Source organism: Candidatus Binataceae bacterium (genome assembly GCA_035294265.1).
Classification (GTDB): Bacteria; Desulfobacterota; Binatia; order Binatales; family Binataceae; genus DATGLK01.
The window spans coordinates 1-25,209 of record DATGLK010000110.1 but is presented as its reverse complement, the minus strand read 5'-3'; the positions used below and the strand labels follow the sequence as shown (position 1 = coordinate 25,209).

At 62.8% G+C, this 25,209-nt stretch carries 22 protein-coding genes and 1 tRNA gene; 5 read left to right on the top strand and 18 right to left on the bottom strand.

Annotated elements, in window-relative coordinates; genetic code table 11:
- Positions 1–749: 749 nt before the first annotated feature.
- The 11 genes from VKV28_17535 to VKV28_17485 all read right to left on the bottom strand — a co-directional run bounded on the left by VKV28_17535 (position 750) and on the right by VKV28_17485 (position 10,255).
- Positions 750–826, bottom strand: a tRNA-Ala gene (locus VKV28_17535).
- Between the two features lie 199 nt (positions 827–1,025).
- On the bottom strand, positions 1,026–2,717 hold the full coding sequence (gene recN, locus VKV28_17530) for a DNA repair protein RecN (GenBank protein HLH78605.1): 1,692 nt from the start codon (positions 2,715–2,717) through the stop codon (positions 1,026–1,028).
- A 27-nt stretch (positions 2,718–2,744) separates the two neighbouring features.
- Positions 2,745–3,611, bottom strand: coding sequence for an NAD(+)/NADH kinase (locus tag VKV28_17525; protein ID HLH78604.1), 867 nt, complete (start codon positions 3,609–3,611; stop codon positions 2,745–2,747).
- Positions 3,612–3,630: 19 nt separating this feature from the next.
- Positions 3,631–3,879, bottom strand: a complete 249-nt coding sequence (locus tag VKV28_17520; protein HLH78603.1) for a hypothetical protein — start codon at positions 3,877–3,879, stop codon at positions 3,631–3,633.
- A gap of 266 nt (positions 3,880–4,145) precedes the next feature.
- A complete protein-coding gene (pcaB, locus tag VKV28_17515) occupies positions 4,146–5,501 on the bottom strand; it encodes a 3-carboxy-cis,cis-muconate cycloisomerase (GenBank protein HLH78602.1) in 1,356 nt (451 codons plus the stop codon).
- Positions 5,502–5,515: 14 nt separating this feature from the next.
- Complete coding sequence (gene pcaG, locus VKV28_17510; protein HLH78601.1) at positions 5,516–6,091, bottom strand: protocatechuate 3,4-dioxygenase subunit alpha; 576 nt, start codon at positions 6,089–6,091, stop codon at positions 5,516–5,518.
- A gap of 18 nt (positions 6,092–6,109) precedes the next feature.
- Entirely contained in the window at positions 6,110–6,814 is a 705-nt protein-coding gene (gene pcaH, locus VKV28_17505) for a protocatechuate 3,4-dioxygenase subunit beta (protein ID HLH78600.1), read from the bottom strand.
- The gene (pcaC, locus tag VKV28_17500; protein ID HLH78599.1) at positions 6,811–7,215 is read right to left on the bottom strand and encodes a 4-carboxymuconolactone decarboxylase; all 405 of its coding nucleotides are present in this window, start codon (positions 7,213–7,215) and stop codon (positions 6,811–6,813) included. Before pcaC ends, pcaH begins: the two co-directional genes overlap by 4 nt.
- Positions 7,216–7,372: 157 nt before the next feature.
- On the bottom strand, positions 7,373–8,572 hold the full coding sequence (gene pcaF, locus VKV28_17495) for a 3-oxoadipyl-CoA thiolase (protein HLH78598.1): 1,200 nt from the start codon (positions 8,570–8,572) through the stop codon (positions 7,373–7,375).
- A 33-nt stretch (positions 8,573–8,605) separates the two neighbouring features.
- The gene (locus VKV28_17490) at positions 8,606–9,385 is read right to left on the bottom strand and encodes a CoA-transferase subunit beta (GenBank protein ID HLH78597.1); all 780 of its coding nucleotides are present in this window, start codon (positions 9,383–9,385) and stop codon (positions 8,606–8,608) included.
- Positions 9,386–9,403: 18 nt separating this feature from the next.
- Positions 9,404–10,255 carry a CoA-transferase gene (locus tag VKV28_17485; protein HLH78596.1) on the bottom strand — a complete coding sequence of 284 codons (852 nt, stop codon included), beginning with the start codon at positions 10,253–10,255 and terminating at the stop codon, positions 9,404–9,406.
- Between the two features lie 443 nt (positions 10,256–10,698).
- Here VKV28_17485 and VKV28_17480 point away from each other — a divergent pair, with 443 nt between their 5' ends.
- Positions 10,699–10,860, top strand: coding sequence for a hypothetical protein (locus VKV28_17480; protein ID HLH78595.1), 162 nt, complete (start codon positions 10,699–10,701; stop codon positions 10,858–10,860).
- Between the two features lie 117 nt (positions 10,861–10,977).
- Here VKV28_17480 and VKV28_17475 read toward each other — a convergent pair whose 3' ends face one another.
- Together VKV28_17475 and VKV28_17470 are read right to left on the bottom strand one after the other, a co-directional pair.
- Positions 10,978–11,814 carry a hypothetical protein gene (locus VKV28_17475; GenBank protein ID HLH78594.1) on the bottom strand — a complete coding sequence of 279 codons (837 nt, stop codon included), beginning with the start codon at positions 11,812–11,814 and terminating at the stop codon, positions 10,978–10,980.
- 398 nt (positions 11,815–12,212) lie between these two features.
- Positions 12,213–14,465 (bottom strand): xanthine dehydrogenase family protein molybdopterin-binding subunit, encoded by a 2,253-nt coding sequence (locus VKV28_17470; GenBank protein HLH78593.1) that lies wholly within the window; start codon positions 14,463–14,465, stop codon positions 12,213–12,215.
- Between the two features lie 237 nt (positions 14,466–14,702).
- On the opposite strand from VKV28_17470, the gene VKV28_17465 reads away from it, so the two are divergent.
- The 4 genes from VKV28_17465 to VKV28_17450 all read left to right on the top strand — a co-directional run bounded on the left by VKV28_17465 (position 14,703) and on the right by VKV28_17450 (position 19,447).
- A complete protein-coding gene (locus VKV28_17465; protein HLH78592.1) occupies positions 14,703–15,569 on the top strand; it encodes a xanthine dehydrogenase family protein subunit M in 867 nt (288 codons plus the stop codon).
- Between the two features lie 18 nt (positions 15,570–15,587).
- Positions 15,588–16,064 (top strand): (2Fe-2S)-binding protein, encoded by a 477-nt coding sequence (locus VKV28_17460; protein ID HLH78591.1) that lies wholly within the window; start codon positions 15,588–15,590, stop codon positions 16,062–16,064.
- An 88-nt stretch (positions 16,065–16,152) separates the two neighbouring features.
- Entirely contained in the window at positions 16,153–17,151 is a 999-nt protein-coding gene (locus tag VKV28_17455) for a hypothetical protein (protein ID HLH78590.1), read from the top strand.
- A 241-nt stretch (positions 17,152–17,392) separates the two neighbouring features.
- Complete coding sequence (locus VKV28_17450; protein HLH78589.1) at positions 17,393–19,447, top strand: hypothetical protein; 2,055 nt, start codon at positions 17,393–17,395, stop codon at positions 19,445–19,447.
- On the opposite strand, the gene VKV28_17445 is transcribed toward VKV28_17450, so the two are convergent.
- From VKV28_17445 to VKV28_17425, 5 genes are all read right to left on the bottom strand, one after another.
- Positions 19,427–19,852, bottom strand: coding sequence for a hypothetical protein (locus tag VKV28_17445; GenBank protein HLH78588.1), 426 nt, complete (start codon positions 19,850–19,852; stop codon positions 19,427–19,429). The genes VKV28_17450 and VKV28_17445 overlap by 21 nt on opposite strands.
- A gap of 109 nt (positions 19,853–19,961) precedes the next feature.
- Positions 19,962–20,909 carry an amidohydrolase family protein gene (locus VKV28_17440; protein HLH78587.1) on the bottom strand — a complete coding sequence of 316 codons (948 nt, stop codon included), beginning with the start codon at positions 20,907–20,909 and terminating at the stop codon, positions 19,962–19,964.
- Between the two features lie 32 nt (positions 20,910–20,941).
- Entirely contained in the window at positions 20,942–21,403 is a 462-nt protein-coding gene (gene msrA / locus VKV28_17435) for a peptide-methionine (S)-S-oxide reductase MsrA (GenBank protein HLH78586.1), read from the bottom strand.
- A 65-nt stretch (positions 21,404–21,468) separates the two neighbouring features.
- Positions 21,469–22,620: an efflux RND transporter periplasmic adaptor subunit gene (locus VKV28_17430; GenBank protein HLH78585.1), complete on the bottom strand. Its 1,152-nt coding sequence runs from the start codon at positions 22,618–22,620 to the stop codon at positions 21,469–21,471.
- A gap of 55 nt (positions 22,621–22,675) precedes the next feature.
- Positions 22,676–25,209, bottom strand: a 2,534-nt coding sequence (locus VKV28_17425) for an efflux RND transporter permease subunit (GenBank protein ID HLH78584.1), incomplete at its 5' end; no start/stop codon positions are given.

Below are 25,209 nucleotides of genomic sequence, written 5' to 3'. Positions count from 1 at the left end.
TTTTTGCCGAAACGTATTCTGCGAGTCTCTAACTCAGGGCATTTGTGCACCGACCAGCCTCAAGCGTATAGTTCCCCAACATGGCGCAGAAGTCACAAAGACGCCTTCTGGCATTGAATCGAAGCCTTCCGCCAGATGTCCCACCGTTTAAAGAGGCACGCTTCAGCCACGATGGCCTTTGGTGGCAGGCACCCGAGAAGTATCCCGCCGCAATCTGTGACGCCCATGGCTTTGTTCGCGTGGAAAACGCCGGGGAGATCAAACGCTGCGGCTTTGCGATTTCGACAAGCACAAAAGGCAGGCGATACCTACACGTAAGGTTAGCCGGGCTGCCGGCCTACAGGCGCGTTGGTGACGGAGTGATGTGACAAGGGCGGCTCCCAGCGGCCGAGCGGCGACCTTGGCTGGCACAGCGCTTGCCTGCTCCTTGTCTCCCGGTTCTCCCGCTACCCTTCCGCTACCCTAAAGACAAGTTGAGGACCAGCCTCTTGTCGGGTTGCGTGGAAGTACACCTAAGCCCTTGTGGACCGGCAAGGCCCAGCGCCAATTAGATGGCTAATGCTACCCAAGATATCACTGGGAATACGTTGAGGAGCAGGCACCAACCCAATGCGACCATCCGTAGCCCGGGTAAACGGGCTGCGCGAACGCCGCGCATACGTCGCGCTCGTGAATTGCCGCTTCGGACAACTTTTCGGACAATCACGCTGTCCGATGCTGTCCAAAACCGAAAAAGCGCTTGATTTTACTGGTGGAGCTGAGCGGGATCGAACCGCCGACCTCCTGAATGCCATTCAGGCGCTCTCCCAAACTGAGCTACAGCCCCACCGCGTGGGGAAGGATTACAACTAAGCGAAAGGGTCCGGCGGAGTCAACCTACCGCTCAGATGAGCGGAGCGACGGACACAAGGCATCGATAAGGGAGCCGACCGTGCCGGCGCGGCGCGCAAGGCGCCGAGGCGCGAAGGCCGGCCCGGCGGGCGGAAAAAGACGCAAGTGAAAACCGGGCGCGAGGCAGGGCGCCGCTATTGCTGGGCGCGCGCCAAAAGCTCGCGGGCGGCGCGCCGAAAGCGCTCGCTTATCGCCTCACCTCCTAGCATCCGGGCCAATTCCTCCACCCGCCGCCCGCCATCGAGCTGGCTCACCCGGCTGACCGTCATCGTATTCACCTCCTCCTTCTCGACCAGGAAATGGCGGTCGGCGAAGGAGGCGATCTGCGGCAGATGAGTGACGCACAAGACCTGGTGATAGCGGGCCAACTCCTTGAGCTTGCGCCCTACCACCTGTGCCACTGCGCCGCCGATTCCGGCGTCAACTTCGTCGAAAATCAGGGTTGCCACGCCGCGCTGGCGCGCCTCCAGCCGCTTGAGCGCTAGCATTACCCGCGACAACTCGCCGCCCGAGGCGATCCGCGCCAGCGCCATCGCCGGCGCGCCCAGGTTGGGCGCCAGGTAGAACTCGCCCTCCTCGGCGCCGTCGGGCCCGAGTCGCACACCGTCGCATTCAAGCTCGGGATCGCCCCGCGAAAGCCCGGCCAGGCGCACCTCGAAGCGCGCGCTGCGCATCTCCAGCGTCCGCAGTTCCGCCGTCATCTCCTCGCACAGTCGCGCGGCCGCCTGACGGCGCCCCTGACCCAGCGCCTCCGCAGCCGCCCGCGCCATCATGCTTGCCTCGCGCGCCGCGCTCTCCATGGCGGCCTGGCTCTCGGCGAAATTTTCCAGCTCGGCAACCTCCGCGCGGGCCCGCTCGCGCGCGGCGATCGCTTCTTCCAGGCTACCGCCGTACTTGCGTTTGATGCGGTTGAGTTCCTGGATGCGATTGTCAATTTGCTCCAACCGCGCCGGATCGGTCTCGATGCGAGCGGCATAGTCCTGCAGCAGGTGGGCGGCCTCCTCCAGGTTCAGCCGCGCGCCTGCGATTAATTCCGCCGCCTCGCCCAGCCTTGGATCGAGCGCGACGGCCTCCAACAGCATGTTTTGGGCGCGCCCCGCCAGCCCGATCGCGGCGCCGTCCTGACTTGCGATCAGCTCCTCGGCGGCGGCGGCGGCGGCACCCAGGCGGCTGGCGTTGGCCAAAATCGCCCGCCGCTCGGCAAGCGTGCTCGCTTCCTGCAGATCGAGCTGAGCCTGTTCCAATTCCGCAAGCTCGAAGCGCGCCAACTCCAGCCGTCGCTGGCGCTCGTGAACGCGCGCGCGAAGTTCCGCCAGTCGCGCCAGGGCCGCGCGTGCCTGGGTATACGCCGCGCGATAGCGCTCGGCCTGCTCTTCCAAGGCGCCGTAGCGGTCGAGAATCGCCAGGTGAGTTTCGGTACGCAGCAGCGATTGCTGTTCATGCTGGCCGTAGATCTGGACCAGCGCGCCGCCGATTTTGCTCAGGCTCTGTACAGTGGCCAGGGAGTCGTTAATCAGCACCCGCGAGCGGCCACCTTCGGCGATCGTACGGCGTACCAGCAATTCGTCATGCTCGCCGATCGCGGCACGCACCTCCTCGGACAGATGCTCGCCCGCCAGCTCGAAGCGCCCCTCGACCGCCGCCTCCTTCTGCTCAGCCCTAATCAAATCAGGCGAGGCGCGCATCCCCAGCAGCAGGCCCAGCGCGGTCATGATGATGGTCTTGCCGGCGCCGGTCTCGCCCGACAGCACGTTGAGTCCGGGGGCGAACTCTAGCGCCGCCTGTTCGATCAGGGCAAAATTGCGGATCCTCAGTTCAAGCAGCATCGCCTGCCGCCCCGGCTCATCCCGCCTTCATCCCCACTTGAGCTTGTCGCGCCAAATTTCAAAATAGGAGTAGCTGGATTTAACCAGCGCAATGGCATGGGCATCCTTTCGGATCACAACCTGGTCCCCCGGCTCCAACGCCATTCCTTCCTGCCCATCGATCGAAATAATTGCGTCATACTCATCGCTGCGAGCGCTTATCGCCAGCGTGCAGGTATCGGGCAGTACCACGGGACGGTTGGTCAGCGTGTGGGGGCAAATCGGGGCCAGAATAACCACGCCCAGGGTGGGAAAGATGATAGGCCCGCCTGCGCTCAAAGCATAGGCGGTTGAGCCGGTGGGCGTGGCTATGATCAGGCCGTCGGCGCGATAGGTGCAAAAGCGCTGCCCGTCGGCCAGCACCTCCATCTCCAGCATTCGGCCCGGTTGGCGTTTGCTGATCACGATATCGTTGAGCGCACGCAGCGGAGTAATTGCGGGCGAGGGCGCCGGGCCGCCGTCCGCACCCAGCGTAGCGCACAACGCGATACGCCGATCGATCGCGAACTCGCCGCCCAGCACTTGTTCCACGGTGGCGCGCGCCCGGCCGCTAGTGGCCTGGGTAAGGAACCCCAAGCCGCCCATATTTATGCCCAGGATCGGCGTTTCGCGCGCGTCGGTGAAGCGAGCGATGCTTAGCAGGGTACCATCTCCGCCCAGCGAGATGATCAGATCGGCGCGCGCTGCCAATTCTGCCTTCTCGCAGGGCTGCGCGTCCAGCGCCGCTGCCTCGGGCGGTTCTGCCAACACCGTAAGCCGCCGGCCGCGCAAAAACGCGGCCAACTCCAGGGCCAATAAGCGGGCAGCCTGGCTGTCGCGCTTGATGACCAAGCCCACCGATCGAATATCGCGCACCACAGGTGCCTTTCGAATATCACGCGCGGTGGGTGTCGGCAACGCGACTCCCGGCAGGCGAGGCGGTCAAGGACGTTCTGGTTCCAGCACCAGAACTCCGATGACGCAGTAATCCCACCAACCGTTGGTCGAGACCAAGCTTGATCGCCTCGGACAGCTCGCTCCCATGGCCGCCGGTCGCCAGGCGCAGCAGCCAGCGCCCCATCCCAGCGATAATTTCGGCCAGTACCAGTACAATCACTCGCCGCTGACGGCTGGCCCGCTCCACCGCCTTCCGGCGCTGTAATCCCAGGACCCATGCACTACCAGGCGCAAGAGCGCCATGAGAGCTGCACCACCCAACCCGGCTCCGACACCGGTCAAGATCAGGAGGGTCCAAAAGCGCGGATCCAAGTCATACTTCGAGCCCTTAGGGGAGCTGTTGGGTTGCGGCGATTGCGTCACGAATCACGCGCGGATCGCACGTCGCTTCCAACTTTAGCATCATTGGAACGCACCCAGCGCACAAAGCTGCGCAATCGGGGCCACCAGGGCTTAAGACTCAGAACAGCGCTCGAGGGATTGGAGGGTACGATCGATGAATTCAGTCGTCGATCCCAGGTAGGAAGCAGGATCGACCATCCGGCCGATTTCTTCTTCCGATAGATGGGCCCGCACGTTGGGATCTTCGCTCAGGATCTCGCGCAGCGAGCGCTGCTCGCCCAGCGCCCTGGCGCAGGCTTGCTCGACTGCATGATGGGCGGCCGCGCGCCCCATCGCGCGAGTCAGCGCAGATGAGGCCGCTTCGGCCATGATCAGGCCGCCGTCCAGCTCCAGATTGCGCCGCATCCGGGCCTCATCGACGGTCAGCCCCTCCGCGACCTGACGCGCTTGAGCAAGCGCGCCAGCGGTCAAGACAAAGCATTGCGGCAGTGCTAGCGGCTCGCTCTGCCAGGGGCCGCTAGCCCGTTCGTGGTCGGCGATCATCGCACCCATCATCACAGGGACGAGGGCGTGAACCGCGCGAGCGGCGGCGAGGATGAATTCACTGGCGATGGGGTTGCGCTTTTGAGGCATGGTGCTAGATCCACCGCGGCCGGCCTCATAGGGTTCGGCCACTTCGCCGACCTCGCTTTGCATCAGCAGCATCACGTCGAAGGCAAACTTGCCCAGGCTGCCGCAAATCAGCCCCAGCATTGAACAGAGCTCGGCAACGGTGTCGCGGGTCGCATGCCAGGGCAGATCGGGCAGCTCCAACTTGAGCTCCTCAGCCAACGCTCGCGCCACCGCGATGCCATTGGGGCCCAATGGCGCCAAAGTTCCGGCCGCACCGCCGAATTGGATCTTGGCGGCACGCCGCCAGGCCTGATCCAAGCGTTCGACATGGGCCACCAGCGGCGCGACCCACACCGCGCATTTGAGGCCGAAAGTGATTGGCACCGCCTGTTGCAAATGGGTGCGTCCCGCCATCGGCGTGTCGCGATAACGGCGGGCCAGGCGGCCCAGAGCCTGCGCCGTGGCGACCAGGTCGCGACGAATCGCGGCAACCCCGGAGCGCATCTGCAGCACCAGCGCAGTGTCCAGGATGTCCTGGGTGGTCGCGCCCAGATGGATAAAGCGTGCCGCCTCGCCCCCGGCCGCGCGGCCCAGTTCGCGCACCAGCGCCACCACCGGATAGCCAACCTTGACCGTGCTGCGCGCGATCTCATCCAGGCGTAGATTTTCCACTTTCGCCGCGCCGGTGACGGCGTTTGCCACCTCTTGCGGTACCAGACCCAGCCCAGCTTCGGCGCGGCTGAGCGCGGCCTCGACGTCGAGCATCGCCTGGAGGTACGCCTGCTCGGAGAAAATCGCGCGCATCTCTTCGGTGCCGAACAGCGCTCCGAAGATCGCCGAATCGATCGGTAGCACGCCCGCTACTCCCTTCAGACGTCGAAGAAGACCGTTTCGTTTTCGCCCTGTAGCTTGATGTTGAACTGATAAACCGCCGCGCCCTCGCGCGTGCCGGCGGCCTTGGCAATCAAGGTATGGCGCCGCTCGGCGGGCGCCGCGTTGAGATAATAGTCGGTGCGGTTGAGCGGCTCTTCGGGAAAATAGATTCGGGTATAGAGGTGCTGCAAGAGGCCGCGCGAGAAGACGATTACGTTGATATGCGGCGCTTGCAACTTGTTCTGGGGTCCCGCCACTGCGCCGGGCTTGATGGTATAAAAACGAAAGCGTCCTTCCGTATCGGTACCGCAGCGGCCAAAGCCGTGAAAAGTTGGATCCAGCAGCCGCTCCTGATGATCCTCGGGATGGTTGTAGCGTCCCTCGGCGTTGGCTTGCCACAATTCCAGCATTCCGTCGGTGGTCAGCGGCTTATTGTCGCCGTCGATTACCTGGCCCTCGACGATGATTCGTTCGCCGCGCGTCTCGGGCTTGACCATCCGACTCCAGCTCGGATCTAGGATCGGATGGAAGAAGGGACCTATAGTCTGGGAACTGGTCAGTGTGCGTGCCATCTCTGTCTCGCTCCGTCCTTAGATACCGGTGGGAGTGGCGTTGCGGCCGCGCAGCACGATATCGAAGCGATAACCTAGGGCGCTTTCCGGCACCGTCACCGACATGTCCAGATCGGCCAGCAAGCGTTGGCGCGCTTGCGCATCAGGCACGCTGTTGAAAATCGGATCGAGCGGCAGCAGCGGGTCGCCGCTGAAATACATCTGAGTAATTAGCCGCGTAGCCAGCCCGGCGCCAAAAATACTGTAGTGGATATGGTTGGGACGCCAGGCGTTGTAATGATTGCGCCAGGGATACGCCCCCGGCTTGATGGTGACGAAGCGGTACTCGCCGTTGCCATCCGTGACCACCGCCCCTTTGCCGTAAAAATGGGGGTCCAGTGGGGCGTCGTGCTGATCGCCGTCGTTATGGTAGCGGCCGCAGGAGTTGGCCTGCCAAATCTCCAGCAGCGCGTCGCGCACCGGCCGCCCGTCTTCGTCCAGGACGTGTCCGGTCACAATTATGCGCTGACCTACCGCCTCACCGCCATTGTAATGGGTCATGTCGAGGTCGCCGGGCCGCAGATACTCCTTGCCCAAGTTGGGCCCGGTGATCTCCGACAGCGTGGGCTCAACCTTGACAAGAGGCTGCTTGGGACCTCGCTTGACGGTCGATTCGTAGCCCGGAAAGATGCGCGGCGGATTAATTCCTTCGGCGGGATGGCGGTAACCATTCAACTCGCTCATGGTTTGCTCTCCTTGGCGGCCAGCTCAGTGAAAATTTCCTTGGCGATGCGAAAGGCGGTGTTGGCCGCCGGCACCCCGGCGTAGATCGCAACGTGAAACAGCGCCTGCTTGACGTCGCCGGCGGTGGCCCCGGTGTTGGCGCTGGCGCGCAGATGCAAGCGCAGCTCCTCCTCGCGCCCCAAGGCCGCCAACAGCGCGATGGTGATCAGGCTGCGGATGCGCGGGGGCAGCTCGGGGCGCGCCCATACCTCGCCCCAGGCATACTTGGTGATGTACTGATGGAACTCCTGGTCGAAGTCGGTGGCATTGTTCAAGGCCCGATCGACATGGGCATCGCCCAGCACCTGGCGGCGCATCTTGATGCCGGTTGGATCGTATAAAGCGTCTTTGGGACTGGCCATAGGTGTCGCTGACTCCTGATCTAGCAGGCCGAGGAAAAACTCTCCACAGCCTATCTCCTCTTTCTTATTTGGTCAGGGGCGAAGAGGGCCGAAGCCCTCCTTCATGTATGGCCAAATCTGCCGGCACCGGCGCAGCAATCGCTTGGCTTCTTCCCTGCTAGACCCGCTCAAGCAGCATGGCAAAGCCCTGCCCTACCCCGATGCACATAGTGCATAGAGCATAGCGCGCTTGACGGCGGTGAAGCTCGGCCAGCGCCGTGGTTACCAGCCGCGCGCCGCTCATTCCCAACGGATGGCCCAGCGCGATGGCGCCGCCGTTGGGGTTCACATGCTCGGCGTCATCGGGCAGCCCCAGTTGGCGCAGCACGGCCAGGACCTGGGCGGCAAAGGCCTCGTTGATTTCTACCACGTCGATTTGCTCGATCCGCAAGCCGCTGCGCGCCAGCACCTTACGCGTAGCCGGCACCGGTCCGATCCCCATGATTCGCGGCGGTACTCCGGCCGCAGCGGCGCACAGCACGCGCGCCCGCGGGGTCAGATTATGGGTCTTGAGCGCGGCTTGGGAGGCCACCAGCATCGCGCACGCGCCGTCGTTGATCCCCGAGGCGTTGCCCGCCGTCACCGTGCCCCCTTTGGCCAGCGCCGGCAGCTTGGCCAGCGCCTCTAAGGTGGTGTCGGGGCGGGGATGCTCGTCGCGCGACACGCTGACACTCTCGCGCCGCAGCGTGACTGTCACCGGCACGATCTCTTCGGCCAAACGTCCGGCGGCCACCGCGGCCTTGGCGCGCATCTGGCTGCGGAAGGCGAACGCATCCTGGTCGGCGCGCGAGACATTGAAATCCTGGGCCACGTTGTCGGCGGTCTCGCTCATCGAATCCACGCCATAGCGCTCCTTCATCTTGGGATTGACGAAGCGCCAGCCCAGCGTGGTGTCATAGACCTGGGTATCGCGCGCATAGGCGGCACTCGCTTTGCCGAAGACGAAGGGCGCGCGTGACATGCTTTCCACCCCGCCGGCCATGATGAAGTCGGCATCACCAGCCTTAATCGCGCGCGCGGCCGTGGAAATCGCCTCGATACCCGAAGCGCACAGCCGATTGACAGTCGCACCGCTGATTTCCAGCGGCAGACCGGCCAACAGCAGCGCCATCCGCGCCACGTTGCGATTGTCTTCGCCGGCTTGATTGGCGCAGCCCATGAGCACGTCGTCCAGGCGGCTGAAATCAGCCTTGGGGTTGCGCTCAATCAGTGCTTTCATCGGCACCGTGGCCAGATCGTCGGTGCGCACCGGAGCCAAAGCCCCGCCGTAGCGGCCAATCGGGGTCCGAACCGCGTCGCAGATGAATGCCTCAGCCATGAGTGGGAAACTCCTTTGGGTGCCGCTCGACTTTCAGGCGTCAGCGGCGTGGGCACGCGCCGTACGCGCGTTTAGATCTCTCAGCACCCGCAACTCTTCCGCCGTCGGAGGTGGAGTTTGGGCCAGCTGCGCGGCCACCTTCAGCGGCCATCCGGTGGCGGCTTGCACCTGCTCCACGCTGACCCCGGGATGGATGCTGGTCAGAGTCAGCTCGTTGCTCTCCGAAGCCGGCGTCAGGATACCCAGATCGGTAATGACCGCGGTGGGGCCACGTCCGGGCAGGCCCAGGCGGTGGCGGCTGTCTCCGCCCTCCAGATGACCGGCGGAGGTGATGAAGTCAACCTTGGGCACGAACGCTCGGTTGCTCTGGCGCAGCATGATCAAGACTTCACGCGCCGAGGTGGCGATTTCCGGCGCGCCGCCGGCACCGGGCAAGCGCACCTTGGGTTGATCGTAGGCGCCGATCACAGTGGTATTGATATTGGCGAAGCGATCGACCTGAGCAGCGCCCAAAAAGCCAACGTCAACCCGCTGTCCTTGCAGCCAGTAGGCGAAAATCTCGGGAATGGAAACGATCAAGTCCGCGGTTTCGGCCAATTCACCGTCGCCGATCGATAGCGGCAACACCGAAGGCTTGGTCCCGATCGTGCCCGATTCGTAGATCAGCACCAGGTCGGGAGCGTGAGTCTGGCGGGCCAGGTTGGCGGCCGCACTGGGCAATCCGATCCCGACGAAGCAGACCATCCCGTTTTGCAGGCGGCGCGCTGCCGCCACCGTCATCATTTCATCCGCGGTGAAGGAATTCTCCGCCATCCTGATACTCCACGAAGCTTACTGGGCCTGGCGATTGATGCTTCGCATGAATTGCGCGAAATCGGCGCTTTGCATGACGTGGCGATCCATCCAGGCGCGGAATTTTTCGCGGTCACGCCCAATCTCATCCCAGGTGCGGTAAAAGGCGTTGTAGCGCTTGTAATATCCCTGCGCATAGGAGGGAAATGCGCCGCCGGAAACCTGGCAGACCGCGCTTACCACCCAGCTCGGCAAGACCACGGCGTTGGGCGGGGCATCCAGCCGCTCGACTATCTCCTCCACCGTGACGATCGAGCGCTTGGCGGCCAGTACCGCCTCTTTTTGGATCCCCACGATCCCCCACATTAACACGTTGCCGGCGCGATCCGCCTGCTGGGCGTGAATCACCGCCACATCGGGACGTACCGCTGGCACCGCGGCCAACCGCTCGCCCGTAAACGGGCATTCGATGAACTTGATGCGGGGGCTGAAGCGAGGCAAATCCGTGCCGCTGTAACCCCTCAGTACACCGAAGGGAAGATTGGCGGCGCCCGCCGCATACGCGGTCGCCATCCCCGCGTGACTGTGCTCCTCGATCTCCAATTTGCAGGGCCAGCCATGCTCTACCGCGTCGCGCAGGCGGTTGAGCGAGCCGACACCGGGATTACCTCCCCAGGAAAAAGTGAGCTTGCGCGCGCATCCCATTCCAATGAGCTGGTCGTAGATGAGGTCGGGGGTCATCCGGATGAGATGCAGGTCACGTCGGCGCTGACGAATTACTTCGTGCCCGGCGGCATGCGGAATCAGGTGGGTGAACCCCTCCATGGCGATGCTATCGCCGTCATGGACAAGTTCGGCAACCGCTTCTTTGAGGCTGAGCAGCCTCGCCATGGCCTCACGCTCCTGACTGTTTTAGTGCCTGGCAGCTCGCAGCTCGAGCACACCCAATGCGATCAAAATCATTAGACCGCTGGCGACTGCCATGCAAACACCTGCAGCCTCACACCGAAGGGCACAACCGCCTATAGCCAGCGTCGATTTGCGATCCGCGTGATGCGAAAATGCTTTTTGCATTTTGCGCGACCATGCGAGGTGTCGGAAAGAGCGCCCCAACTCCCCACAGCCGGGCAGCATCGTTTTGCTCGCAGTTGAAAACCCTAAGGATGACATTGATCTTTTTACTTACGCGGGCGCCTACGAGAGTCTGCATCAGGGTCGCAGGGCTGGGCCTTTCCGAGCCCGCAACGAGGCTGAAGGCTTAAGAATAAGTTGCTCGCGGATGGCCCGAGGTTTGCTTAAGACATGGTTGAGCAGATTAAACGGAGGCAACCAGAATGTTTCCTGAAGTAGGTTGGGCTTATGCCTGGGCGTTGAGGCAGGAAGCGATTGCCAAGCGGCGTGCGCAGCAACGCAAGGCGCAGGAAAACAGCACTATGGACAAGCAGGAATCCAGCCGTCGTCCCGCCGGAAAGTTGGTCAAAGAAGCGGTTCGCTAGGCTGTTCAAGGCGAATGTCTTCGTATTCCGCCAGGTCATACTTAAAGGGGAGACTGAGCGGCAGCAGAGAGCCGGGCGCAGATTAAGCCTGCGCCCGACTGACGATTACCACTTCGACTAAGGAGCCCCGGCACCGCCACCTGCACTGCCAGCGCCGCCGCCCGCTCCGGCCCCAGCACCACCAGCTGGGCCGCCCATGCCGCCCGAGTCGGCGCCGCCAGCTCCCATCCCGCCGCTACCGTAGCCACCCGCCGGTGCGCCAGTTCCGACGCCACCGGTGACCCCGGCTGCGCCGTCACCGCCCTGGTCACCCATTATGCTCCCCGAGCCTCCGTCGGTGGCCGCACCCGAGCCGGTACCACCTCCATTGGTTCCCGCACCGCCCATGGTGCCACCGGTGACCGGGCCTCCGGCACCACCGCTACCCATGCCCGCGCCGCCGGCCTGGGCCAAGCGCAGGTTGGCCATCTCTAGACGGCTGGAGGGATTATCATTGCTGGCCCCCGGGTTGTTGCCATTGTTTTCCATGCCATTGCGATGGCGCGAGCCACCCGCCATCCCGAGGGCCTTTTCGGCCCGGCTGAAATGGCGCATTGCACTCTTTTCCTCGCCTCGCTTCAAAGCTCTCTCACCCAGCCGCTGCTCGCGCTGAGCCTTAGTAACATTCTTGCCCTGGTTTTTGGCTTGATCGATTTCGTTGGCGATCTGGGTGGCGCGTTGCTCGGCGCCGCTGTTGGCGCCCGTCACGCCTTCGTTCATGGTAGCAGCGCCGCCGCTGGCTCCGCCGTTCGCACTATTGACGCCAGAAGGATTGTTGGGATTAGCGGCCGGATATTCCATCGTGCCATTGGCGGCCGGATTCCCCATTTCTCCGTTCTGGGCCTGCACCAGCGGCGCGAACGCCACAAAAGACAGCGCCAGCCCTGCACCTGTGACAGCCATTCGTATATTCATACGTTGCTCCCGTGATTTGCCTTCGAAAAAAGCCTCTTTCCATTTCATGGCGAGGACTGCGCGGCTGCAAGCAAAAAGGTGATGTCGTTAAGATTGCGGCTTAATGACGCATTGCGAGGATTGCGCTTAGCAATAACAGCTATTTGCCCAGTACAACTATCCTCACGTGCCCCCCTTTTCGTCCATGGTTGGGGAGAAGTCTTGATGAGGCTGTGATCCATCTTCCCAACGTAAAGGGGGAGAACGCGGAGAAATGGAGTCCGCCGAGGCCGCGGAGAAGGTTACGCGGGATGTCCTGGCAAAGGCCGAGCCCGCCGCCCACCGCCGTCCCTCCGCCGTGGCATATCCGGAGAAAGGGGCCAGAGGGCGGCCCCACGTACCGCGCCCGGGCCCAGGGCTCAGGCGGCCGAGCGAGCTAAAAGGGCGGCCAGCAACCGCGGCGGCGAGATTGGCAATTCGGTTATCCGAACTCCGGCCGCACGATAGATAGCGTTGGCAGTAGCCGCTACCGGCGGCACAATCGAAGCTTCACCCACGCCCCGAATACCCAGTGGATGATTTGGATTAGGCACTTCGATAATAATCGGCTCGATCATCGGCAAGTCCAGACAGGTCGGCATCCGGTAGTCTAAAAATCCGGTATTACGCAACCGGCCTTGTTCGTCATAGCAGTACTCCTCATTCAGCGCCCAGCCCAAGCCTTGCGCTGCCCCGCCTTGCATCTGACCCTCCACATAGCTGGGATGAATGGCGCGGCCGGCGTCCTGAGCAATGGTGCAGCGCAAAATCTGAGACTTTCCGGTTTCCGGATCCACCTCGACGTCGACCAGGCAACCCGAGAAGGAGGGACCGGCGCCGCGCGCGTTGACACTGGCCCGCCCCACGATCGGTTGGCCGGTTGCTCCGTACTTCTCCACTAGTTCCTTTAGAGTAAGCGGTGCTACCCCGTTGTTGCGCGACACCACCGCGCCATCGCGATAGTCGACATCCTCGGGCTTGAGTTCCCACACCCGCGCCGCCCGTTCTTTGAGCTGGCGTACCGCGTCATGGGCCGCTTCGTAAATCGCCAGGCCGGTTGCGAAAGTGACTCGGCTGCCGGCGGTCAGATCGGTATAGCCAATGGAATCAGTATCTGCCACCACGGCATGCACGTCTTCGGCGCGAAGTCCCAGCACCTCCGCGGCGATCATCGCGCTGGAAGCCCGGCTGCCGCCAATATCGACCGAGCCGGTGACGACGCTGGCGCTCCCGTCGGGATTTAGGTTGACGGTAGCCGAGGATTGCAGCCCGACGTTGAACCAAAAACCGAAGGCCACTCCGCGACCGCGATTGGCGCCTTCCAGCGGGGCGCGATAGTGGGGGCTGTCGCGCAGCGCCTGACAGACCTCAATGAAACCTACCGGTCCAAAGGTCGGGCCGTAGGCCGCGCGAACACCCTGTTTGACCGCATTGCGCAAGCGAAATTCGATTGGATCCAGGCCACAGCGCTCGGCCAACTCGTCGATCACGCATTCGGCGGCAAACTCGGAATTGGTCGCGCCGGGCGCTCGGTAAGCATTTACCTTGGGTCGATTGACCACCACGTCATAAGCTTCGATCAGAAAGTTGGGGACGTCATAGGGCGCTATCGCGCACATCGCCGCCGGCCCCACGGGCGAGCCCTGAAAGGCCCCGGCCTCATAGGCGATCCAGATTTTGGCGGCGGTCAACTTACCCTCGCTGGTGGCACCCATGCGGACTTTCATCACTCCACCCGAGGTTGGTCCGCTGGCGCGTAGGACTTCGCCGCGAGTCATTACCATCTTGACCGGCTGGCCCGTGCGTTGAGATAGCAGCAGGGCCAACGGCTCCAGATAAATGGTGGTCTTGCCGCCGAAGCCGCCGCCAATTTCCGCCGGCACCACGCGAATCTTTCCCAACGGCATCCCCAGGATCAAACTGGTCAGGCGGCGCACGTCAAAGGGCGCCTGCGTCGAGGTATAAATCGTTCCGTTGCCGTCGGAATTGTAGATCGCCACCGCGTTGTGCGGTTCGATGTAGCCCTGATGGACGGTGGCGGCGCGAAACTCACGCTCGACGATAACGTCGGCGCTCTTGAAGCCCACCTCCAGATCACCGCGAGTAAACTGCACACGCCCGGCCACATTGGTGGGCGGCTCGCCCTCCTTGCCCAGGTCTTCATGCAGGATCGGCGCACCGGGCGCCATCGCTTGCTCGGCGGTCATCACCGGTGGCAGAACCTCGTACTCGACCTCGATCAGCTCCAACGCCTGCTCGGCGATATGGGGCGAGGTGGCGGCCACCGCGGCGACCGCGTGGCCGTCATAGAGCACCTTGTGGCGGGCCAGGATATTCCACGAAATGTCGCGCGGATTGGCCGCGACCTCGCCCACCGCCATCTTGCGGTTGGGCGCGGGCGGCAGATCGGCGCTGGTGATAATCGCGCGCACGCCAGGCAGCTTGAGCGCCTGGTCAACTTTGATCGATTTTATAATCGCGTGCGCGTGCGGGCTTCTCAGCACCTTGCCGTGAAGCATGTCGGGGAAGCTGTAGTCAGCGCCGTAGCGCGCGCGCCCGTTGACTTTTTCGATCCCGTCGGGGCGCACCGGACGAGTCCCAATCACCTTGAATTCGGGAGTAGCAGCGGCCATCGGATTGTTTCTCCTTAACTACAGGCGGCGAGCCGGTTTATGGAAGCCGCAGCCCGCCTGCCCGCGGCGACGGGCCAGCTTAATCCTAGAAGACCGGCCGCTTGCCGACAAGCGTGCCGGCGGGTTGCGCCGCAGCCAGGTCGCTGCGATGATCGGAACTTCCCTTTGGGCCAATGCCGCGCGGGTGCGGCCGAGGCTTGATTAATCAGAACGGGAAGCAAACAAGCGGAGGACTCTGTGCACGCGTTCACCTATCAGGCCGCCACAAGCATTGCCCAGGCGGTGGAATTGCTGGCGCGCGAGGGCGAGCAGGCGCGAGTGCTGTGCGGGGGCACCGATCTGCTGATTCAGATGCGCAGCGGTGCTCGCCGTCCGCGCCTGCTGATCGATGTAAAGGGCATCCCGGAATTGCGCGCGTTGAGCTACGACCCCAAGGCGGGTTTGTGCCTGGGCGCGGCGGTCTCTTGTATCGAGATCAGCGAAAGCGCGCTGATGCGCCGGTATTATCCCGGACTCAGCGAAGCGGCCCATCTCATAGGCTCGCTGCAGATTCAGCAGCGCGCTTCGGTGGGCGGCAATCTGTGCAACGCCTCACCGGCCGCCGACACCAGTCCGGCGTTGCTGGCACTTGATGCGCGGGTGCGCATCGCCGGTCCCGGCGGCACGCGCGAACTGCCGGTCGCGCAGTTTTTCGCCGGCCCGGGCCGCAACGTGCTGGGCGCAGGCGAATTTGTCACTCAAATCCTCATCGCCCCGCCTGCCGCACACAGCGCGGATAGTTACTTGCGCCTGATTCCGCGCAACGAGATGGATATCGCTATCGTGGGCGCGGGGGCCGCAGTCACGCTAGAGGGCGACCGTTGCATCGCCGCTCGGATCGCGCTGGGCGCGGTGGCACCCACACCGATCCTGGCTCCCCAGGCCGCTGCCGCCCTGGTCGGTCCCCTGGACGAGCGCGCAATCGAGCGCGCCGTAGCCCTGGTGCGGGCCGCCGCACAACCGATTAGCGACATGCGCGGTACCGCCGATTATCGACGCCAAGTAGTGGGCGTGCTGGCGCGGCGCGCGATCCTTAACGCCGCGGCCCGCGCGCGCGACAATTAGGAAGCGGAAGGCATTGTCATGGCGCAAAAGCAGTTGGTGGAAAGCCTGGTCAACGGCCAACAGACCGAGTTTTTGTGCGAGCCCCGGCAAAGCCTGCTCGAGGTGCTGCGCGACGTGCTGGGATTGACCGGTAGCAAGGAAGGTTGCCTGACAGGGGATTGCGGCGCCTGCACGGTATTGTTGGACGGCCGCCCGGTCTGCAGTTGCCTGGTGCTGGGCGTTGAAGCCCAGGGGCATACCGTGCTCACCGTCGAAGGCCTGGCGCAGGGCGCCAAATTGCATCCGCTGCAGCAGAAATTTCTCGAAAACGCCAGCCTGCAATGCGGCATCTGCACGCCCGGCTTTCTAATGTCGGCCAAGGCCCTGCTCGATCGTAATCCCCACCCCAGCGAGGCCGAAATCCGCTACGCGCTAGCCGGCAATCTGTGCCGCTGCACGGGCTACGACAAGATCGTGCGGGCAGTCCAGGACGCCGCACGGATATTGGCAGGCTAAGTTGCCGGCGCCGGCGATTCTAACTCAGACGCAAGCATGATAAGGTAAAGACATCGCTATTTAACCGTTTGGTTTGGGAGGAGCGCAGATGAAGCTTTGCATCGGTACCGCCAAGGGAGTTGCACTGTTGGATCTGGGCGGCCGCCCTGACGTAATCAGCCAGGGCCCCAGCACCGCGTTTTGCGTGGCTCGCGACCATTTCGATTCCAAGCTGCTGTACGCCGGCAAGGCTAGCCACAGCCGCTCGAACTTCGACGGTCGCGACGTGCTGTCGCGCTCCCGCGACGGCGGCCACACTTGGCAGCCAATCGGTATGCGCGAGCTGCAGAAGGAAGAAGTCTGGGCAATTGCCACCGCGCCCGACAAAAGTGGCACGGTCTATGTTGGGGCCTCTCACGGCCGCATCTTCAAGAGCACCGATGGCGGAGATAGCTTCGAGGAATGCGTCAGTTTTCTCAAGATGCCGGGACGCGACCATTGGTCCTTTCCACCGCCGCCCCACGTTCCGCACGTCCGCTCGATAGCATTCGATCCGTCCGACCCTGCAACGTTCTATGCCGGAGTCGAAGAGGGCGGCATCTTTCGCACCCGTGACCGTGGCGAAAGCTTCGAGCCACTCAACGAGGGGCTCTACGATGACGTCCACGTGGTGCGGGTCGACCCGCATGACTCCACCCGCCTGTACGCCACCACCGGGCGTGGCTTCTACCTCAGCGAGAATAGCGGCACCAGTTGGCGGCAGATCACCAACGGGGTGCACGGCTATACCGTGCCACTGCTAGTGAGCAACGGCGGCCAAGTGCGCATCTATATCGCCGAAGCTAATCAGGCTCCGCCGGCTTGGTACGAACGCGAGACCGGGGCCGAGGCCGCACTGCTACGCAGCCTGGATCGCGGTCAGAGCTTTGAACGCGTAGCCGTACCCAGACTGGCCAACGGCGCGATGATCATGAGCTTGGCTGAAAACCCGGAAGGCGGTTTCTTTGGCGCCCTTAACGACGGCAGCGTGGTCGCGGCACATGGCGACAAGGTTGACGTGGTCGCCGAAGGCTTGCCCCGCGCCTACGATCTGGTCGTGCTCGCTTAAAGCGGGTGACTATTGTCCAAGCCCACCGGTGGTTGGATAAAAGCCAACCGCAACACTAAAGCGGCTCAGGGTCGAGGGGGCGCGGCGGTGAGTAAGCCTAAGCGGCAGCCGGCGATGGTTCAGAACGCGGGTGTGTTCAGCCACGCCGGCTGAGTCCTTGGGCAGACCTTTGCCCCGGCGCAAACCGGCGCCTCTCCCGACCCAATCGCGCCGGGCTAAAAGTGCGGCGTTTGCAATATACTTGGCCCTCGCGATATTCGTCGCGGCCGTGCCAATCTTGGCCAACCCGGCCAGGCGTCACATCGGCTTTGGCAGTGACCCTTCGGTAATGATGTGGTGCCTGGTGTGGTGGCCACACGCCATCGCTCACCACCTCAACCCCTTTATCTCTCGCGTGATCTGGGCGCCATCCGGCTTCAACCTGACCTGGGCTACGTCGATTCCCGCGCTTGCTTTCGTGCTGTGGCCAATAACCTCACTTTTTGGCCCAGTCGTCGCCTACAACCTGGCCGCTATTTTGGCTCCAGTGCTCGCGGCATTTGCAGCCTTCCTGCTGTGCCGCAAACTGACCGGGCGCTTCGCCGCGGCCTTGGTCGGAGGGGCAATCTACGGCTTTTCCCCCTATGAGATGGGCCATCTGATAGGTGGTCACCTCAGTCTGACCTTTACCTTCGTGCCGCCGCTGTGCGTGCTGCTCTTCCTTCTGCTGCTCGATGGTTCGATCGGGGGTCGGAAGTTTACCCTCGCCTTGGCCGCCTTGCTGGTCGTGCAGTGCCTGCTCTCCAGCGAGATCCTCGCCACCATGACGGTCATCGCCGCGGCGACCTTGCTCGGCGGCTTCCTGCTGCTTGGGTCTTATCGGCGCGCCTTATGGGTGAACCTCGGACCGTTGGCGGCCGGATACCTGCTGGCGGCTATCGCATTGGCACCCTTTGTATATCTTGCCTTGGCCCATCATGCGGCCCCGCGCCGACCCCTGTTTCCGGACGCATTCTTCTCGGCCGATCTGCTCGGCTTCGCTCTGCCAACCCAGCTACTGCTGATTGCGCCCGCACGGGCCGTGACTCTGACTTCACGCTTCACCGGCAATCTGGCGGAGAACGAGTTTTACCTCGGCCTACCGATGCTCTTGCTACTGGGGTGGTTCTTCTGGACCAGACGCGCCCAGCCTTGGGCGCGTCTGGTGCTGTTTGTAATGGTAACGGTCATCGTCCTGGCGCTGGGACCGGTGCTGCATGTGGCCGGCCACCGAATCGGGCGGATGCCTTGGAGCAAGTTTTTTGACCTGCCACTGATCAAAAACGCGCTGCCGGTGCGCGTGGCCAACTACGGCTTTCTGCTGGCCGCAATCGTTGTCAGCACCTGCTGGGCGGCGCCGGGCGCAAGGCTGAGCCGTATCGCCGCGCTATACGCAGTGGCCGCGCTCTTGCCCAAGCCACTCCTGTTGCAAGCCGCTGGATATCCGCAGCCTGCCTTCTTCAGCGCCGGCCTGTATCGCCAGGTGCTGCATCGCGACGAAAAGGTCGTAGTTATTCCCTATGGAGTGAACGGTCCGAGCATGTTGTGGCAGGCGCAAACTAGGATGTATTTCTCCATGGCTGGCGGCTATATCGGACCAACCCCCGAGGAGTTCGCACGCTGGCCCGCGGTCAACTCGGCCCTGTTTTCGCTACCCCTGGCCGATGCCGAAACTCAGTGGCGCAGTTTTCTGGTTGCGCATCAGGTCGAGGCGATCCTAATCGCCGACGGCGCGGCGACATCGACCATACCCTTGCCCGCAAACCCGGTCCGAATCGGCGGCGTCTCCGTGTATCGGGTTGATAAGACCGGTAACGTACCGGCCGCGCAGCTCGAAAGCCTGCAACAGAGTGCCGCCCAGCAGTGGACGGCAATGATGCTGCGCGCAGCTTTGCAATTCATCGATTCGGGCGGCAGCCTCTCCCAGCTCAACCCACGCCGCTTGCATGATCTCGGCCTGCTACCCGACTCCAAGTGGGCGGCGCGGCTGGACTGGCTCCTGGCCGGGACCTCGCATGGGGCCAGCACCGGCCTATGGGTAGGCCTAGGAAGCGACAGCACGCTGGCAGTGGGATTGTTCGCGTCTCCCAAGGTGGCCGCGGCCCTGGCCGCGCGCTACCGCGCAGCAGCGGCAAAAATTCTTTACCCATTTCCCCAGCGCTACCGAGCCGACGAGGCATCGCCTGATAAGATCGATTTTTTGCTGATGAACCTTCGCCCTGAAGCCGCCAGGCGCGCCCTCGGTACGGAAGCTTCGTCAGGCCCGCGCGCGGGCTAAAGCATCATCCCAACGGGGTGGCAAATCCGCGCCTAAGATGGTCCAACGCAGGAAGCTGTTGGCGCGCGTGCGCGGCGCCATCACTTTCATGATTCGAACATGCGGGAGGGTACGCACAAACGCCTGCAGCGTCAGTTCGTCTTCCCAGGCCGAGAGCGTCCAGAAACGCTGGCTCAAAAGCTCGGCGCGCAGTGAATAGCCCACCAGCCCGCGGCTCTTGCGCAATTGGCCCCAAATTCGCCAGGTGTGCCAAAAAAGCAGCGGGACGTCTCGTGCGCGCTGCAGCCCCAAGGCTGTAAGCAGGGCCACGTATTGCCGCCCCGGATCGGGTTGGCTCAACGATCGCCAGGGAGTGAGCACCTGTTCCTCTCCGCTTTTCCGACTGACCGGCGGTTTGATCTCCAATCTAACTTCTTGGCCGGATAAGTAGTCCTCCTGCAGTGCGCGGGCCGATGGCGCTATGCGAAAGCAGAAGGCAAGACCGCACTTAACGCCTCACGCCAAGGGCGGCCAATCAACCCCGTTCCGCTAGCCCCAGCAGCGTCATCGCATTGCGCTCCAGGATTTGGTCGATAGCTGCCTGGGGCAGGCCCGATTGCTGAATATGGCTGACCGCACCACGGTACCAATCCGCGCGCATGTAAGGAAAATCGCTCCCCAACACGATGCGGTCCGTGCCCAGCGTATCGCAGGCGCAGCGCAACGCCGCAATCGAGTTGTGCGCGACGGTGTCGTACCACATTCGGCGCAGGGTGGTAAGTGGTGGCTCGCCCAGCTTGATCTGGGTGTAGCTGGGCATCAGATGCTCCAGGCGCGCCGCCAGCATCGGTAATGCGCCGCCCAAGTGAGCCAGGATGATTTTGATATTGGGAAAGCGCACGGGTATTTGGCGGGCGACCAACTGCAGCGCAATCACGGTGTCCTCCACCGGCGCCCCAATCGCCCATTCCAGCCCGTAGTCCAAAATGTGCGCCGAGCAGGCCCCAACGCCCGCCGGATGGATAAACAACGGCGCGTGACGCCGATCGAGTTCGGCGAAAAAGGGCTCGAATTGAGGATCTACCAGGGGCTTTTGCAGCACCGAAGTGGTAGCTGTTACCCCCACCATCCCCAATTCATCCAGCGCTCGTTCCAACTCGCGCATGGTCGCATCCAGATGCGGCAGCGGGACCGAAGCAAAGACGTCAAAGCGTTTAGGATGGCGGGCCACAAGTTCGGCATAGAGATCGTTGGCTACGCGCGCTCCCTCCACCGCCTCGTTGACGGCGGGAAAGTAAGGTCCGCGCGCGGCAGTGGAAAGAATTTGCATCTGCACTCCGGCGGCGTCCATGTCCGCCAACCGTGCCTCGACCTGTCCCGAGGCGTCGCCGGCACCCATGTCTTGAGCGTCGCGAGGACTGCGCCGGGCCATGATCTGGTTGAAGCGGGCGGGGAAATAATGGGCATGCACGTCAATTTTCATCGCACGGCGACCTCCCTGGTGGGCGCTGCTTGTTAACCCTTGGCAAAATAGTGCTGATGGTACTCTTCGGCGCGGTAGAAGGGTTTGAGTGGGACTACCTCGGTCACAATGGGGCGGGGATAACGACCAGCCTGCCGCAATTTTTCTATCGCTTCCTGCGCCGCCAGCCGCTGCGCTTCGGAATCGTAGAAAATCGCCGAGCGATACTGCGTGCCGATATCGGGGCCCTGGCGATTGAGGGTGGTGGGGTCGTGCAGCTCAAAGAATATCTCCAACAAGCGTTCGTAGGAGACGCGGTCCGGATCGTATTCCACTTCCACCGTTTCGGCATGACCGGTGCGATCGCTGCAAACCATCTCGTAGGTGGGGTGCGGCACCGAGCCGCCCATGTAACCCACGGTGGTGGCAATCACTCCCGGAACACGGCTGAAGACTTCTTCGACATGCCAAAAGCAACCGGCGGCAAAATAGGCTTTGTTGGACTGCCCGCTCATGCATAATTCTCCTGCGCGACTTTTACACTAATAAAAGGCCAACCGAAACCGCCTCTAGGCGCCGCTCAATCCTCGGCGTTTTCGGATTGATGGCTTAGGACCGGCTGCACCTGCTCGCCGTCGCGCGCCGCCTGGCCCACGTCAATTGCGATGAGCTCGTCGTAATGCACACCGCTGGTGGCCTCGACCTGCACACCATTGTCGTAGCCCAAAGTGATTTCAACCAGACGCAAGCGGTTGTTGCGCACCACCGGCACATAGACCCGGTTGTTGCGAAAAATCAACGCGTCGTCGGGCACCAGCGGCGCGCTCACCGGCATGCGGACCACGAATCGGGCGGTCCCGTACATCCCGGGATAAAGCGCTTGATCGTCATTGGGCAGATCGACTTCAACCAACATGGTGCGAGAGTCGGGTGATAGGGCCTGGGGATGACGCGTGATAGTGCCCTCGAAAATGCGGCCAGGATAGTTGCGCACTGTAATGGTGGCCTGATCGCCATTGTGAATAAAGGTGGCGACGTCCTGTGGCACATAGGCGAAGACGCGCAGCGGCTTGAGTCGAGCTATGCTGATTATCGCATCGGTGGTGCTGGTAGCGGCGGTGGCTTCTGGCACCAGGTGGCCGGGATCGACGTTGCGCGCCGTGACGATTCCGTCAAAAGGTGCGCGAATGATTTCGTAGCCCTGCAGCGCCTCGTACTGAGCCAGGGTGGCGCGTGCCTGCAACATCAGAGCATGCTGATCATCATAGGCTTGGCGGGAGATTACGCCTTTGCGCCACAACTCGGCGTCGCGATCGTCGGTGACCTTGGCCAGCAGATAATTGGCCCGGTAGTTGGCCACCTGCTTGTCGGTCTCCGGCGATTCTATCCGGGCCAAAATCTCACCTCTTCTGATTCGGTCCCCCTTATCCACGTACAAGGCACGCAGATAGCCGGGAACCTTGGCATAAATCTCGGTCTCGTCGAAGCCACGCGTGAGAGCCGGCAGCACCAGGGTGCGGGTGGGCGCGGTGCGCCCGATTGGCACCACCAATACTCGCGGGCCGGCCGCCACTTGGCGTTTGAGGGCCGCGCTCTGGCGCATGATCCAGTGCTCGCGCGCCAGGACGAGACCCGCGGTGATGACCAGCAGCAGCACGATTGACACCAAGCCGCCGATTAGGAACCACCTGCCCGGCGGCGGCACGGAAAAATTGCGCGAATCCTGCTCCATCTAATCTCGGTGCCGGCCGTCAGGCTTAAGGCGCGCGGTTAAGCGGTCGCTCATGTTAGACCGGGTTGCGCAACTGACGCTCCACGCCTTCGACTTCGGCGTCGCGTTGCTCCTTGCCGATCAGGTGGCGGCTGAAAATCGAGTACACAGTGGGAACCACGAACAGGGTCATCAGGGTGGCCGCGATCAGGCCGCCAATTACCGCACGTCCCAGGGGCGCGTTCTGTTCGGCGCCGGTTCCCAGTCCCAGCGCCATCGGCAGCATCCCCAAAATCATCGCCAAGGCGGTCATGATGATCGGACGTAGGCGGATACGGCCAGCCTCGATCGCCGCCGCGACCGGACTATAGCCTTCCTCGCGCAGATCGTTGGCAAAAATGATCAACAGGTTGCCATTGGCCACACCCACCCCCACCGCCATGATGGAGCCCATCAGCGACTCCACGTTGATGGTGGTACCGGTGATCGCCAGCATCCATAATACCCCGGCCAGCGCTCCAGTCACCGCCAGGGTGATAATCAGCGGCTCCAACCAGGACTGAAAGTTGGCCACCATCAACAGGTAGACCAGGATAATGGCAAGGACTAACCCTTCGCCCAGGGTGGTGAAGGAGTCCCTCATGGCTTGGCTCTGTCCGAGGATCTGAATGGTTGTCCCCGGCGGCAATTTGCCCAAACTCTGGATCGCCTGTCCAACCGCTCGGCTGACGCTACCCAGGTCGCGCCCCTCGACCGCGCAGTCGACGTCGATCACGCGTTGCACGGTGTAATGGGCCACGACCGCGGGATCCCAGGAGCGATGGAAACTGGCGATATTGCCCAGCAATTGCGGCTGCGGGCTGATGGTCTCGGCCGCCATCTGATCGGTGGTGGCGGGCGGACTGGTGCTCAAGGGGATGTTGGCCAACTCCGGCATGGCATCCATTTTTTCCTGGGGAGTTTGCGCGATGACTTCGTAGTTGACCCCGTTGACCGGATCCAGCCAGAAATTGGGTTGCAACAGATACGCGCCCGACAAGGTGGCGAGCACGCTGGAGGCAACCTGCTCCTGAGTTACGCCGAACTGCAGCGCCTTGGTGCGATCCACTTCGACGTTGATCGCGGGATAGTCCAGAGGCTCGGCGATGCGCAGATCGCGCACCCCAGGAATAATCTGCATGCGTTGCTTCAGGCGCAGCGCCCAGTCGTAGTCCGACTGCAAGTCGTAGCCTTGGACCTGGGCGTCGATTGCCGCCGGCAGGCCGAAGTTGAGGACTTGGCTGGTGATATCAGCGGCCTGGAAGTAGGTCACCACGTTGGGAAAACGCTGAGCCAGCAGGGTCCGGATGCGCTCCTGATAGTAGGCGGTGGGACGATGGCGGGGCTGGAGCTGAATGAGAATATCGGCGTCTTGCGGGCCGGTGCTGTCGGTCTGGTAGAAGGCCAGGTCGTAGGAGAGCGGCAGACCGATATTATCGCTGATACTTTCCAGCTCCGCAGGCGGTATCACCTGGCGAATCGCGCGCTCGACGTTGTCCACGATGACTTCGCTGCGCTCGATCCGGGTCCCAGTGGGTGCCCGCACGTGCAACCGCATCATCCCTGCGTCGACGGCCGGGAAGAAATCCTCCCCCACCACCAGCACCAGCCCCGCCGAAATTACAATCGCCGCCGCGCTGACCGCCAATGCGGTTGTGCGCCGCGCGATAAAAGCGCCCAAGGCCCAGCGGTAGTTCTCACGCAGCCGCGCGAAACCAGCCTCGAAGCGGAGCACGAATCGGCCCCACCAGCTATTGACGTCTGGCTCGCTGTGCTGCTCGGGCAGCAGGTAGCGGGCCATGGTCGGCACCAGGGTGCGCGAGAGCAGGTAGGAGGTGAGCATCGCAAACACCACCGCCATCGCCAAGGGCGTAAACAGGAAGCGCGCCACCCCGGTCAGCAGCACCACCGGAAAGAAGACGATACAAATCGCCAGGGTGCCAACCAAAGTGGGGGTGGCGATTTGGCTGGCGCCGTCCAGGATCGCCACCAGCAGCGGCTTGCCCAGCGCCTGGTTGCGATGAATATTCTCGATTTCCACCGTCGCATCATCCACCAGCATCCCCACTGCCAGCGCAATCCCGCCCAGGGTCATGGTGTTAATCGTCTGGCCGGCCAGCTTGAGCCCGACGATCGCGGTCAGGATCGAGAGCGGAATCGAGGTGATTACGATCAACATACTGCGGGGCGAGCCCAAGAAGATCAGCACCATGAGAGCCACCAGCGCTGCCGCCGTAACCGCTTCCTGGACCACGTCCCACAACGCCGCACGGACAAACTTAGATTGATCGAAGGTCAGCGAAACCTCCATCCCCTTAGGCCCGGTGGCCCGGATTAGGGGAATTTTGGCGCGCACCGCATCCACCACCGCCAGAGTAGAGGCGCTGGCATGTTTGATCACCATCAGATAGGTGGCCTGACGCCCGTCCACCCGCACCACGTTGGTTTGCGGCTGATGAGAGTCCGTGACATGAGCCACGTCGCCCAGAAACACCGGCGCGCCATTACTCCATTTGATCGGAAGGCGATTGAAGTCAGAGACCTTGGGCACGCTCATGTTGATGTCGACGT